The sequence below is a fragment of the Moritella sp. 36 genome (genome assembly GCF_018219415.1).
Taxonomy (GTDB): Bacteria; Pseudomonadota; Gammaproteobacteria; order Enterobacterales; family Moritellaceae; genus Moritella.
In genome coordinates this window covers 3,593,920-3,608,316 of the sequence record NZ_CP056120.1, presented here as the reverse complement: position 1 = coordinate 3,608,316, position 14,397 = coordinate 3,593,920, and the positions used below count along the sequence as shown (strand labels likewise).

Annotated in this window: 12 protein-coding genes; 5 read left to right on the top strand and 7 right to left on the bottom strand. The window is 39.0% G+C overall.

Annotated features, from left to right (window positions below; translation table 11 throughout):
* Positions 1–150 precede the first annotated feature (150 nt).
* Positions 151–522, bottom strand: a complete 372-nt coding sequence (locus HWV03_RS15925) for a hypothetical protein (protein ID WP_211676791.1) — start codon at positions 520–522, stop codon at positions 151–153.
* A gap of 339 nt (positions 523–861) precedes the next feature.
* Here HWV03_RS15925 and HWV03_RS15920 point away from each other — a divergent pair, with 339 nt between their 5' ends.
* Complete coding sequence (locus HWV03_RS15920) at positions 862–2,064, top strand: EAL and HDOD domain-containing protein (protein WP_211676790.1); 1,203 nt, start codon at positions 862–864, stop codon at positions 2,062–2,064.
* Between the two features lie 628 nt (positions 2,065–2,692).
* Positions 2,693–4,309: an ABC transporter transmembrane domain-containing protein gene (locus HWV03_RS15915; RefSeq protein WP_211676789.1), complete on the top strand. Its 1,617-nt coding sequence runs from the start codon at positions 2,693–2,695 to the stop codon at positions 4,307–4,309.
* Between the two features lie 112 nt (positions 4,310–4,421).
* Here HWV03_RS15915 and HWV03_RS15910 read toward each other — a convergent pair whose 3' ends face one another.
* Both HWV03_RS15910 and HWV03_RS15905 read right to left on the bottom strand, forming a co-directional pair.
* Positions 4,422–5,597 carry an MFS transporter gene (locus HWV03_RS15910; RefSeq protein WP_211676788.1) on the bottom strand — a complete coding sequence of 392 codons (1,176 nt, stop codon included), beginning with the start codon at positions 5,595–5,597 and terminating at the stop codon, positions 4,422–4,424.
* A 329-nt stretch (positions 5,598–5,926) separates the two neighbouring features.
* On the bottom strand, positions 5,927–7,099 hold the full coding sequence (locus HWV03_RS15905; protein ID WP_211676787.1) for an MFS transporter: 1,173 nt from the start codon (positions 7,097–7,099) through the stop codon (positions 5,927–5,929).
* Between the two features lie 174 nt (positions 7,100–7,273).
* Between HWV03_RS15905 and HWV03_RS15900 the strand changes: the two genes are divergently transcribed.
* On the top strand, positions 7,274–8,056 hold the full coding sequence (locus HWV03_RS15900; RefSeq protein ID WP_211676786.1) for an AraC family transcriptional regulator: 783 nt from the start codon (positions 7,274–7,276) through the stop codon (positions 8,054–8,056).
* 56 nt (positions 8,057–8,112) lie between these two features.
* Here the strand turns inward: HWV03_RS15900 and HWV03_RS22630 are convergent, their stop codons facing one another.
* Positions 8,113–8,376 carry a hypothetical protein gene (locus HWV03_RS22630; RefSeq protein ID WP_255546873.1) on the bottom strand — a complete coding sequence of 88 codons (264 nt, stop codon included), beginning with the start codon at positions 8,374–8,376 and terminating at the stop codon, positions 8,113–8,115.
* Positions 8,377–8,479: 103 nt separating this feature from the next.
* Between HWV03_RS22630 and HWV03_RS15895 the strand changes: the two genes are divergently transcribed.
* A complete protein-coding gene (locus HWV03_RS15895) occupies positions 8,480–9,172 on the top strand; it encodes a helix-turn-helix domain-containing protein (RefSeq protein ID WP_255547184.1) in 693 nt (230 codons plus the stop codon).
* A gap of 81 nt (positions 9,173–9,253) precedes the next feature.
* Here HWV03_RS15895 and HWV03_RS15890 read toward each other — a convergent pair whose 3' ends face one another.
* A complete protein-coding gene (locus HWV03_RS15890) occupies positions 9,254–10,273 on the bottom strand; it encodes an alpha/beta hydrolase family protein (protein WP_211676784.1) in 1,020 nt (339 codons plus the stop codon).
* A gap of 164 nt (positions 10,274–10,437) precedes the next feature.
* Between HWV03_RS15890 and HWV03_RS15885 the strand changes: the two genes are divergently transcribed.
* Positions 10,438–10,857, top strand: coding sequence for a hypothetical protein (locus HWV03_RS15885; RefSeq protein WP_211676783.1), 420 nt, complete (start codon positions 10,438–10,440; stop codon positions 10,855–10,857).
* An 85-nt stretch (positions 10,858–10,942) separates the two neighbouring features.
* On the opposite strand, the gene HWV03_RS15880 is transcribed toward HWV03_RS15885, so the two are convergent.
* Both HWV03_RS15880 and HWV03_RS15875 read right to left on the bottom strand, forming a co-directional pair.
* Positions 10,943–12,184, bottom strand: coding sequence for an SGNH/GDSL hydrolase family protein (locus tag HWV03_RS15880; RefSeq protein ID WP_211676782.1), 1,242 nt, complete (start codon positions 12,182–12,184; stop codon positions 10,943–10,945).
* A gap of 432 nt (positions 12,185–12,616) precedes the next feature.
* Positions 12,617–14,269, bottom strand: a complete 1,653-nt coding sequence (locus tag HWV03_RS15875; RefSeq protein WP_211676781.1) for a response regulator — start codon at positions 14,267–14,269, stop codon at positions 12,617–12,619.
* Positions 14,270–14,397: the final 128 nt, after the last annotated feature.

Below are 14,397 nucleotides of genomic sequence, written 5' to 3'. Positions count from 1 at the left end.
GTTAAAAGTACTGTATTTAGTATAGGGAAAATAAAAGGCTTTGCGCTTAGATTCATGTTTTTCTCGACCAAGCTGCAGCTCCACGAGTCTTTTTCTTTCATCTCATCTAAATGTAGTGATACAGTCAATTTGTCTGCATGCTATATTCGATTATGACTGCGTATTAGTAAGCCAGTCCAATGCTAAACGACGGTCACTGAAGATTTTGATATTCCAGGGCATTGGCCTAGGAACGTCCACAAGACTTTCTGTACATTTTTTTGTGACTGAGCTATAAGCAACTACAGCCATTGAACCTATTTGAACTAGTGTGGCTAAATGTTGCTGAGCTTCAAAGGTATAGGTGTATTGATGGACTTTATTGATTAACAGATTAAAAGGGTGTTCAAGTTTGGAGAGTAAAAATTCATGGTATTCTCCAACCATTTCTAAATCCATTTCGATATTATTGTCGACTATCACTTCAGCTAAATTTGGCTTCAGTATAATTATTTCACCAAACGATAATTTATATTTAGACATTGGGATCCGTCCCTGTTAATTATTAACAAAAAAAACATACAATTGATTCTATTATCATTTTTGTTTACAGCAAGGAAAAGCAAGAATATTTTTTTACAAATTGTGACTCAACTGATAAATAAAAATAATACAGTATAAAATAATCGTTCTTGATTAAAACTGCGGCAGATATAGTCGCGTTGAAGTGCTCGAACAGGCCACATATTGACGGTTCCGCCAAGATACGTATACTGAAAATAGGTATTTTTATAGTTATATCAAGTAAGATTTAGCTTGTTTTTGATAACAACCCTACAATATTCATCATATTCTAGGGTTTTGTATAAAAGGTAATAACGCATGTATTCGTACGTAGCTAGACAACCGATCTTAGATACAGATAAAAATACAATTGGTTATGAATTGTTATTTCGGGATGGTCCAAAAAATTCATTTCCCGATATAGATGCAGAGCAAGCAACCAGTCGCCTGCTATCAGATCAGTTCATGAATTCATGTTGGAATACGACAGGGAATAAACTTGCTTTTATCAATTTTCCATACAGTAGCTTAATTAGGTTAATACCGACCTTACTCCCCAAAGATAAACTGATTATTGAGATTCTGGAAGATTGCGAGCCGACAGATGAACTATTACAAGCGGTCGTTATTTTTTATAAAAAAGGCTACAAGATGGCCCTTGATGATTTTATCCCAGATGCTCGCTGGGACAGATTCTTACCTTACATCGCCTTTATTAAGTTTGATATCCAACTTTACCCACTCTCTGAGGCAAAGTCTTTTATTCATAATAATCGCAATTATAAGATAAAATTCTTAGCGGAAAAAGTAGAAACCTACGAAGAGTTTCAGCAAGCAAAAAAAATTGGATTTAATTACTTCCAAGGCTATTTCTTTAGTAAACCAGAAATGGTGCAGCAACGGACTATTGAACCATCAGAACTGGTCACATTGCAATTGTGCACTGAAATTGCCACTCCAGAACTGGACTATGATGCGATAGGGAAGTTGATAGCCAGCGATGTTACCCTATCTTATAAACTCCTGAAATATGTAAATGCATCGTCTGCTATTAGCAAAACCATCACTTCATTTAAGCATGCTCTGATTTATCTAGGGCAGGACAAGCTGCGCCGATTTATTTCTTTAATGACAGCCGCTCATGCCAATCAGCATAAACCTCAGTCTCTCTATGTTCTGTCTATCCAACGGGCGCGAATTTGTGAACAGCTCGTTACTAAAGGGTCATTTAAAGTAGAGCCAAACCAAGCCTTTTTAATGGGGATGTTTTCTTTGCTGGATGCTTTATTGGATAAACCTCTGTCTCAGCTTTTAACTAATTTACCCCTCAGTGAGGAACTTAAATTGGCATTGAACGAAGGTAAAGGAGAGCTTGGGCACCTGCTTAATGCAGTAAAAGCCTATGAGAACGCTGATTGGGAACAAGTCAATAATCATTGTCACGTACTTGGTATTTCGGAAGAACTTTTTGCCAGTCAGTATGCTGATTCGATCAAATGGGGCGATGACTTCACTATCTAAGTTTTACCATCTAAATCTAATAAATAACAGTTTGATGTAGGTTCCGCTTCTTCTTGAACGGAACTAACTACCTAGTGTTGAGTAAATCACCAATGGTAGGTATCTAATTTGTATTAGTTTTTTTAAAAGTCATTTGTAAATCCATCCTATCTATATGATAAATAGAGTTAAGTTTACATACGTGTAGTAATTATTGTATGTCTGAAAAATATAAATTAATGAATACACCAAACAACCTAAAACTACTTAAGTCAGTCATAAAAGCCATTGATTATTCTAAAATATATAATTCAGATGGGGCGTTCACCATCATTCGATCGAAATTACATTTAAACATGCTATATCAACAGGTGATGCTCATCATGTAGCAATAGCCTATATTTGTGATAAGTGTGTAAAAAATAAGTTAATTATCAATATTTTGGTGCTCATAGTGATGGCTACACCACTGGGGACGATCTTGCAGCTTCTCATGTCGCACAATTTACAAATCAGTTAAAGCGGCGATTTCAAATGGACTAAAGTTAGAGTGTGCCTGATTCATAAATATTAATGCTATCTATTTAAAACATTAAATGGCCTGTAAATGTGTGGCATATCTACTAATCCTGCAAGAGGAGAGCGAAAAATGGAAAAGAGCATTTTTCAATTTATCTGGAAGTATTCAAAAAGAAATCAGCTGGCTCTAACAGCGACCACGCTCCTGACTTTTCCTATTTTGTACGCTTCACTGGAGTTACCTAAGCGCATTATTAACGATGCCATTGGTGGAACAGGGGAAGACGTTTTATTGCTGGGCATGAACCTAAGTCAGACCCAGTTTTTGATGCTTCTTTGTGTCGGTTTTCTATTATCTGTATTAGCCAACGGGTTATTGAAAATGCACTTAAACACCATGAAAGGTGTGTTGTCGGAACGTTTATTACGACGATTTCGCTTTAAACTTCTCACCCGGATGTTGAAGTTTCCACGTTCATATTTTCGCACCACAAGTCAAGGTGAGTTGGTCTCTATGGTGACATCTGAAGCGGAACCCATGGGGTCATTTATGGGAAATATGCTATCGCAACCTGTCTTTCAGGCTGGGCAGATGCTGACAATTCTTGTGTTTCTATTTGCCCAGAGTTTCTGGTTTGGGGTAGCGTCCATAGCGCTTATTCCATTGCAAGCATGGATTATTCCTAAATTACAGCGCCAGATTAATGTGTTGAATAAAGAGAGGATAAAAGAGGTTAGAAAATTTGCTGCTGATATTGGTGAAACTGCTGCAGGTGTGAGTGATATTCGTATGAACGGCAGGGCACGTCATAGATTGTCATTGTTTTCTAATCGTTTGGGGAACTTGTTCAGTCTTCGTTTTAAGATTTATCAAAAGAAGTTCTTTATGAAGTTTTTGAACAACTTTATCAATCAATTGACCCCCTTCTTTTTCTATTCTGTTGGTGGTTACTTAGCGATTAAAGGCGACGTAACAGTAGGTGCTTTGATTGCTGCGCTCGCAGCTTACAAAGATCTGTCGTCGCCTTGGAAAGAGCTGCTAGCTTATTACAACCAGACCCAAGATATGGCACTGCGTTGGGAGCTCGTAATCGAACGTTTCGCACCAAAAAATTTGGTGACAGAGACTTTGTTTGATGGCGAATCTACTACGTTGACTAGCCTTAGTAGAGGCATCGATCTTGTGAATGATAAAGATAGGCATTCGATATTGGAAGGTATTAGCTCGACCATGCCAAAAGGTGCGTTTTCTGATGTATTAACGCGTGAGGTTACGCCACAGAAGGGAACCGTGAAGATTGCTGGGCATGAGATGAATGATTTACATCAAACCCTTGTTTCTAATCGCATCGGCGATGCCAGTTCCAAGCCTTATGCAGTCGGTGAAAACCTATTCATGCCATTTAATGATGAGCCAGCCTTTGGTGAGGATATATCGGTTGATGTGGCTGACTGGGTTGCTCCTCAAATGGCGTGGGCTCAATCATGTGATGAGAGCCAGGGCTGGTTGCTCCCGTTGGATAAAGCAACGGGTACCGACAATACCATGGTGCGTAGAGGTCGACGGACACGTCTTGCTCCAGATACTCAGCAAGTGAATAACTTCGTTCAGATGTTGCAGGGCGAAGCGCTTTATCATCGGTTTAGAGTAATCGCGCCACTTCTGTATAATGTAGTGACGACTCAGGGAGGTGAACATCTTTTCGCTGTTTTCAGGGATCGCAGGTGCCCGTGCTTTAACTCGTGAATGAACTCGTAAATTGATGACTGATACCATCCTAGTTTTCATTGAAAACCTTGCTAGGATAAGTACCCTAACAAGGTTTAATCTAAACTGAACAGGGATTTTTGGTGTTGTGTTAAGAGCTTGAGCCTTGACCAAGGTCACTGTTTATTCCACTGCGTGTCAATTTTAGCCCTACAAGCATGCAGGCGACTAGCCCACATATAAGTAAAGTGATGGCGAGGCTACCAAAGTCACTGGCAGCATGTAAACCGAAACCAATGAGGAGATAGTAGAATAGGCCAAGTAGCGCCCCGGCACTGCCCAAGTGATCATGGTAATTCGTTAATGCACCACTTAGAAGGTTGGGTATTGCTAGCCCAAAAGATAAATAAACCATTACCATTGGAATGAAAAACCATACTGAATCCTGCAGAAGGTACACACATATAGCACTGAGTAAAAGTAAAGCGCTCGCAAGACTAATTATACGATCATGGCTTAAGTGGTTGCGGATTAATTTCATGTTGATAATTGACCCTACAATGGAACCTGCAGCAAGTAACAAACCAGTATAACCAAAATACTCAATACTGACTCCAAGCTTTTCAAACATAAATGGCGCAATACTGTAATATGAAAACAATGCAATATTAAAAACAGCGACCATAAGTGAGATATACCAAATATGGCCATCTTTTAACATTTTCAGAGCGACAGCTAATAAGCTATCGCGATGGTTGTTCGCTGGCTTAGTTTCAGGCAGTCGAATAAATGACCATATTAAGAGCGGTGCGACAAATACGACCATGGCAGCAAAAATCCAAGTATAACCACCATGTATTGTTAGCCAGCTGCCTGTTAACATGCCAATAACAGGACTCAAACCAACTGAAGTCCCAACGATAGAGAAAACATGTGAAAGCTCCATACCTTGGTAGCCATCACGAATAATGGTTTGGATACAAATTGAACATACCGCTGCTCCAAAAGCGCAACAAGCAAACCCCAGTAGTAGCATATTGAAGCTTGGCGATATCAAGGTAAACACGGCTGATACAATGAATACAATTAAGCCTGCTAATGTTGAGGTACGCCGGCCAATAACATCACACATACGACCCCAAAAAATAACCCCAGCAGCAAAAGCAATAAAAAAAATCGATAATGCTTGTGCGGCTGCGGCAGCTGATACACCAAAATGATTTTTAATGGATGTCAGTGCAGGACTGTACATGGTTTCTATAATTTGCGGCAACATCAGTAATATGACTGCTAAAGGAATTGAAATCTTTTTTACGTTTGTATTCATTATTACTCCTACTTTTTATGTGTCATAAAGCACATAGTTATGACAATGGAAGCATATAATATGTAGGCTACAGGTAATGTTAATATTGAGACAATAAACATCGATTTAAGGACAGGGTGAGAAAATGGCTTTTATTTTAAAGCCATACATTCTAGAAATAGCATCGCTCCGAGTACAAACAATAGGTCTGAGAATAAGAATAAGAATAAGAATAAGAATAAGAATAAGAATAAGAATAGGAATAAGGATGAATATACCTATTCAGCTGTTATGGTTAAGTTAAACGAAAAGTACCGTAATATTTGCGGCACTTTTCGTTTTATAGTGAGTTATAAATCGATATCCTTAAGGTCAATGTTTATTAAATTGCGTGCTAATTTTAACCCTACAAGTATACAGGCGAGTAGCCCACATATAAGTAAAGTGATGGCGAGGCTGCCAAAGTCACTGGCGGCATGTAAACCAAAGCCAATCATGAGGTAGTAGAACAGGCCAAGTAATGCACCTGCACTGCCTAAGTGATCACGGTAATCCGTTAATGCGCCACTTAGTAGGTTGGGTAACGCGAGTCCAAAAGACAAATAAACCAACATCATTGGGACAAAGAACCATACTGAGTCTTGTAGAAGATAGACACAGATACCACTGAGTAAAAGTAAGGCTGTCGCAAGACTAACTATACGATCATGGCTTAAGTGGCGGCGTATTAATCTCATGTTGATCATTGACCCCACAATAGAGCCTGCAGCAAGTAAAAAACCTGTATAACCAAAGTATTCAACACTGACACCAAGCTTTTCAAACATAAATGGCGCAATACTGTAGTATGAAAATAGCGAAATATTAAAAATCGCGACCATAAGCGAGATATACCAAATATGGCCATCTTTAAGCATTTTAAGACCAACAGCTAATAAGCTATCACGGTGGTTGTTCGCTGGTTTCGTTTCTGGCAGTTGAATAAACGACCATACTAAAAGCGCAGCGACAAATATTACCATAGCGGAAAAGACCCAAGTGTATCCACCGTGTGTGGTCAGCCAGCTACCTGTTAGCATACCTATTACAGGACTCAAGCCAATAGAAGTTCCCACGATTGAGAAAACGTGTGAAAGTTCCATACCATGGTAGCCATCACGAATAATGGTTTGGATACAAATTGAACCTACTGCTGCACCAAAAGCGCAACAAGCGAAACCTGTTAACATCATATCAAAAGTTGGCGCCATTAACGTAAAAATGGCCGCTACAATAAAAACCATTAAGCCTGCTAATGTTGAGGTACGTCGACCAATGACATCACACATACGACCCCAAACAACAACCCCGACAGCAAAAGCAATAAAGAAAATAGATAGTGCTTGTGCAGCAGCTGCAGCCGAAACACCAAAATGATTTTTAATGGATGTCAGTGCTGGACTGTACATGGTTTCGATAATTTGCGGAAACATCAGTAATATGACCGCTAAAGGAATTGAAATCTTTTTTACTTCGGTATTCATTATTTTTTCCTACTTTTTATTGCCTCTTTAGTGCTAGTGCAAACTAACGTTAGAGAATTTACTTTATGAGTCAGAAATCACATTCGTTATGATAATGAGAATTATATAGTACGTAGAATGGTATTAATGTTAATATTGGAACAATAAACATCGATTTAAGGACAAGGTGAGGAAATGGCTTTTATTTCGCAAACATCTGACTTCAATGTCGACGAACATTCAGGTTTAGTCGTTGGTGTTGCATCGGTCTTGGGTGATCATGACTCGGGGCGACATACACATACAAAAGATCAATTACTGTTCTCTCAGCACGGTTGCATGGTGATAACAATGGCTGGGATGAAGTGTGTTCTTCCTCCTATGCGTGCCGCTTGGATCCCTGCGGGTATTGAGCATAGTGCTCAAATGACGAACGTGAACCATTATCGATCACTGTTTTTTAATGAATCGTTACAACCTAAATTATCACGTGAAATGAGGATATTGGATGTTAACCCGTTATTTATCGCCTTAATTGAGAGAATGGCAATGTGGCCATTTGATAAGTCAGAAGATGAAATGATTAATTATCTGAACCTATTTATTGAAGAGCTGAACGCCGCTAAAGATACACATTTGAATTTACCCTTACCTCATGATTATCGATTAAAAGATTGGCTACTTAAGGTGAATAACGACGACTTTCTCGCCCCTACGTTGACACAGTTAAGCACAGAAGTAGGAGCCAGTGCTAAGACGATCACGCGTATTTTTACCAAAGAGACTGGGATGCCCTATCAAAGTTGGCGTCAACAATGGCGGTTACTAGGGGCAATAGAGTTATTATCAAAGCAGTTACGTGTTACTGATATTGCTTATCGTCTCGGTTTCTCGAGCGATAGTGCTTTTATTAGTTTTTTTCGTCAGAAAACAGGGTTTACGCCGCTTCATTTTATCGCGAAATCGACAAAAGATTAACGCTAGCATCAAACATCCCATTTTTACAATCGGTGACTTTGTTAACTTGCCTATCTTTAATATCTAAACGGAGTTTTAATGATTGCTATTCCACTGCCTTTTATCATGTCGCTGTTGCTGGTGATCATTGCAATTACTTTATTTGCTAAGAAACCAGTTGAGGGAAAAAGGGCTTCTTTATTTATCACTTTATGTGCGATAAGTACGGCTGTAGTTGGGCTTCGCTGGACTTTTGACATCGCCATTTTCAGGTGCTTACAGCCTATTTTTGCATCGTTTTTACCTGTGATGGCTTGGTGTTGTTTTTCTAAAACATACAATGCGGGACGCCTTTCATGGTTACATCTTTCTGGTCCCCTTGTGATTATTGTATGTTCGTGGTGGCCCGAATTATGGTTAAACGCGATAGATGTTATTTTGACTATGCTCTATCTTAGCTATGGCACTTTACTCATACGTTCATCATTCGTGATGCCGGAAGATGTTCGGCTTTCTCATGTTGAGCGGGTGCTCTTTGCCCAGCGTGTTGCAGGTATCACCTTACTTGTATCTGCCTGCATTGATGGCGTACTGTCTTTTGATTTTATGGTGTATGGTGGAGAGCATGCGCTATATATTTTATCGCTCAGCTATCTAATCCTTATTCCGAGCGTCGTTGTTGCTGTGATTATTGTTGGCTTTAGTACATTAAGTACGGAGTCAGAGGTATTGTCAGATGTAGAGGAAAAGTCGTTGCGAGAGGCTAGCATCGCCCCCCCTTCGAAAAGTGTTCGATTATCTGAACAGGATGCTAAGGACATAGTGAGTAAAATTGATACCTTGATGAAGGATAAAGAAGCGTTCCGCGATATGAATTTAACCTTGGGTCGTTTGTCGCGAAAAGTCGGCATTCCTACGCGGCAAGTTTCTATGGCTGTAAATCAGATATGCGGAATGAATATTTCGAAAGTACTGAATGAATACCGAATTATTTATGCGAAAAAGCGGCTTGTAGACAGTGAAGATAGTATCACTGATATCTATCTTAGCGCTGGCTTTCAGACCAAGTCTAACTTTAACCGTGAGTTTACGCGCATCACAGGTCAAACACCCAGCACATATAGAAATGACGCTTAGTACTTTGCGAAAAATAATAGTATAAGGTCAATGCAGGGCACTATCCGGTGAAGAGAGTGCCTTGTATATTAGATTATTTTACTATGCACGAGTGAGGAAGTTAAAAATATCCTTAAACATTTGCTGATGGAGCATGAGTCGACTTGTACCAGAAGCGTCCTTACATATAATACCATCCCCGGGTACTTCTTCCTCTAAAAGAGCGATAGCGCCTGGCTTACACACTTGTAAAAAACTGAAATGCATTGCTTGTTCATACACCTTATAATGACGATTAAATAATGGCAGATGTTCGGCCAGATAACCAGATTCCATTGCTTGAGGCAAGTCTCCAATATCGATCCCTGCACCTAATATCAGCACGGGTGTCTCCACTTTTTCCATACTTTTTAAAGAGAAGCTACGTGCACCACCGAGATCTAAAATCACCGCTTTTTTGATTCGTGGATCATAGAAATCAAAGGATTTTGGTTCTCCTGGTTGTGATGATGTGAGTCCCAGTTCGTCTGCTAGGCCACATGTTTTGGGATTGGGGTACAGTTGGCACTGCGTTTTAAATGCGTCGCGGTCAAGTTGCGCGCCGACTAATTGCATCACACTCCAGCCTCCTAAAGAGTGACCGATAGCAGATACGTTTTCTGCATCAATTGAGGTGCGCCAAATTTCATCTTTTAGTAGGTAATCTAATACGCGCACCAAATCGTGTGGGCGTTTCCACCACTGCGATGCCTGTAGTCTAGAATGATTAAATGTTGTGGTTCCAGGATGGTTGAGAGCTGCGACCACATAACCTTTTAGTGCCAACGAGTTTGCAAGCCAGCTTTGATTTTTCCAGTTTCCGCGATATCCATGTGAGAGTAATACAAGAGGGTGCTTTGTGGGGAAAACCGAAGCATCTTTTATCACCTCAGATCCAATAAACGCTATATTTTCGGCAACTGATTCTGAGGGTGTATTTTGAGAGGTGGGATACCAGAGGCTGACTTTTAATGGGCGGCTAGTATCACTAGCTAACTGAAACTGTTGAAATCCAACAGACTCTGCGAAGGCTAGCTTACTAATACATAGAAATAAAACACTAAGGACGATAGGTAACTTCATTTAACGATTCCTGATTTAGGCTAAAAGTGACGCTAGTATGTCAATAAGCATGGTTGTAGACGCCCTAGAATATGATTTAGGACGACCTAAAACAGGTTTTAGTACCTATTTTCTTGCGTTTAATGTACAGAACCATAGAATCAGTCTGATATTTAGGTTCGTTGATGAATGCAACAGACTTAAATCGTGTTTACTTTAATTTATGGTATATCAGAATGAAAAGTTTAGTTTTAGCAATGATGGTTTTATTGTCTTTCGGGAAGGTAAGTGCAAGCGAAGTTTCCGATGCTGCTGCATTTAAGGATCTAAAAAAAGAAGTGCGGATGCTTAGAAAAGACATTCGAAGATTAGAAACGTTAATTATAAGGTTATCAGATAAAATTGATGACGATGAAGATGACACTGTTCCTACTCCTACGAAGAAAGATGTATGGGGATGCTATATCAAGGATATTACTGCAGGAGCAGTATATGGTACAGGGCGTACAGAAGCAGAAGCTAAAGGTAAGGCATTGGAGAAATGTGAGTTAAAAGGTGGAGCGTGTTGGGAGAGCAATTTAAAATGCTCTTCTGATAACTCGTAAAATTGAGACAAGCGCTATATAACTATTTTGGCGCTTGTCTATTATTATTTTAATAAGTGCTGACGATCATGTTCACTGGCGCCTATTAGAACTTAAATTGTTTCAGTTTAGAGCCTGATATTTGTTCGGCAATTACCTTATGAGTTTTTGTTGTCGGGTGAGTCACCCCCCAGAAAACATAATTATCAGAGCCATCCGAATTGCACTCACTTGTTAATGCATGACTTGTAAAGTAATCGACAGTTGATGACCTGTTGATGTTTAAGCAGGCATCTTTAGCATTACTAAAGCCATATTTTTCAGGTGTATTAATTATGTTTTTAATTAATGTATTTGTATCAAATAGGACTATATTTACACCTTTATTTTGATATTCATTAATTAATTTTTTAATAAATAGGTTAAAACTTGTGATCTTTTGTTTTACTATTTTTGCATGTTCCTCAGTACTGTATTTAAATTGAGGAGATTTTGTCGCGTCAGGTAAGTTGAGAATAAGAATGTTCTGTGCACCATTATCCGTTAGTACCTTCAATGCGTAACTAAAGTCATTACTTACATCGATGACTGAACGGTCATAGTTTACAAAATCATTAAGCCCGAACTCGAGTGTAAATAGGCTATTTTCCGGCTGATAATTTTTTGCCATCGCTACATAGTTAAGATATGAGTCTATTTGGTCATGGATACCTGACAGTACTTTTTTTTGTGTATTTCCTGCAGCCCCACCAACAGCCCATGTGTATAGAGGTAGCGCCTTTTCTTTTGCAAGGTACTCTGTCCATACAAAACCGTTAGTGAAGTGACCTAAAAACCATGAATTTATATTTGGAGCTTGCCATTGTGCGCCATTAAAGAAATTCCCTGTATCTGAGATACTATCGCCAAAGCTCACAATTTTATTGATCGCATCTGGTTGTGCATTGCTGTCATTTACCCAAATTGAGTGATTATAAGAGTACTTATTATCAGCAGCGAAATACGTAATATCTGCGGTGTCGTGAGTAACATCTAAAGTTTCTGCGCATCTCTCCATAATTTGTTTTTGAGGTGATGTGGTATAGAACATATTCATAAATGAAGTTGACGAGTACCAGTAACCAGATATGGTGTAATAGCTGCCATTTTCATTTAATGCCCATTTCCAATCTGTTGCTGGATCGTCATGATTATAATGAGGACGATACCAGCACCTCACATAAGTATAAGACTCAGAGGATTGAACATATTTAATGTCTTCAGGGGTTATGCTTTTAATTAGTTCATCGCCAGATGCAAAAGCAGCAACGGGTAAAAGTAATAATGTGGCAAGTATTATTTTTTTCATATTGGTATTTCTCATATTATATTTGTGGTTAAGCATATACGGAAATCTAAAGATTTTTTGTAATGCTCAATTATTGGTAAATATGTTCGCTAAGAATAAAGTATCTTGTAAACATGCCTATGTTAATACAGTAATTAGCATGCCCATTAAAATCAAAGTTAATTAATGATTAAAAATCAAATAGTTAGGTGTTCTTAACAGAGTGGGAGGACGTGAGGTGATACGGGTCACGTAATGTAGTGTTTATAATTGATTAAGGATGTAATTGAATTCTATATCACTAGCTTAAAGGTTATATATAGTGGTAACGCGTGGCCTTCTAATTAAACATTAGATTATATGTATTTTGCCTCAGTGCGGGAGTGCCTATGGCAGGTGTTCCCGCCTGAAATAGACTGTAGTAGATGCATTGTGGTTAGATAAGTCTCAGGCTTAGATTTTGTTTGCTCTTTTCTTCTCTTGCATACGCTGGATGTTGAACTCTTTTCTCAATTCTGTTTTACGCTCTGCTTGTTGTTCAGATAGTGGGAAGTTTTCTAGCTCGGTAAAAGTATCGGCTATTTTTTTGGTTACTTCTGGCCATGGTCGCTCGACTTTGACGAGTAGCGCGATACACACTTGCACTTTATTCAGCGCTGCACCAGTATTGAGTGGCGCGATAGAAAGTGCGGTTTCAAAGTGTTGTAATGCAAGGTCAAGTTTACCTTCAGTAAATGCTTCAATACCCAGTTTGTTGTGGTGCTGAAATTGAACCTCTTTACTGTCTTCTTCACCACTGATACTAGCAAGTAACTTTTCGCTGTGTACGTTAGAGTGTTGAATATAAGGCTGCAGCTTTTCAGCAAATTCAAATTCTTCTAACTCGACAAGTAGATTAACCAGCTGTGGCCCTAACCATTCAGGTGTGCCTTCGGGTTCGGTTAAATACGCTTCATTACTTTTTAGCAGGGTGTGTTTCGCTTTAACTTGGTTGCCTTTCACATTATGAATAGACGCTAAACTGTAACCTTCCAATGCCAATAATTCATCTTCTTCTACATAGGGGTGTTGTTGCGAAGAACGGTGAAACAAACCGCTAATCTCTTGTAACAAGCGGCCTTGTTTAAATTTGTCTTCTTCATTTTTCGCGACAAGAATAATAGCTTGAACATAATTAATCAGATGTTGGGGAGCTTGATGTATGGTGTTTTTGGTCTGCATTAAAATAGCGAAAAAGGCTTCTTTGGCTATCGTATTCATATTTGTATCAAGTGCCAATTCTGCGAGTAGTCCTTGACGCTCTAATGACAAGTGGGAGTGTTTGATCGCGCGTTGCACAATTTGCAGTGCTTTTTCACTGTCGCCACCATCCCTAAAGCAATGCGCTAACCAATCATAACCATCTAGCAGCATCGGATTATATTTAATGATGTCTGATAGTAGTGGGATCGCTTGCTGGTAGTTTTTCTCTAGATAATATACTCGACCTAACAGCAATTGTGCTTGGGTATGCGGGTGGTCCTCTATAAACTCTTCTAAGATAGTACGCGCTTCAGCGTACTTTTCCTTTTCAATTAATAGCTCTGCTTTAAACAAACGACAGAAATTACGATAGCGTGCAGAGTAGATTATTGCGTTATCACATTCTTCCATTGCCTGAGCAAAATCGTCATCCTTAATTGCTTGGTAGATCGGCAGCAGAGCCTCTTTTTTATTGAATGCTTTTTGAATACGTAAATTAAGTTCGTTTTGTGAAAACGGCTTCATTAAATAATCATCGGGTGTCATTTGAATTGCGCTTAATACAATCGCTTTCGAATTATCACCTGTGACTAAGAAAAATACGGTATGGATAGGTAATAAGTTATCCATTTTTAATGTTTCAAATAGCTGACGTCCATTAAGGCCAGAGCCAAGATTGTAATCAACTAACAGTAAATCATAGGTATTGTGACGGCATAATTTTAATGCGTCTTCGGCACTTCCCACATGTGTGACATCTTTTGCCCCGAAGTTAAGCAACATGGTTTTGAGCATGATCTGAAAAGCACGTTGGTCATCAACAATGAGTACGTGTTTGTTTCGATAGTCAAAATTTTGATTCATGTTTATTTAAAACTCAAGGGTTATGGGTAAATTTAGACGTGAATGATTAGCATTCACCACAATAACAGGTATGCATAATACTGTCTTGAGAGGAGCGCTATTTTGTTAATCAGAACTGTCAACTGGGT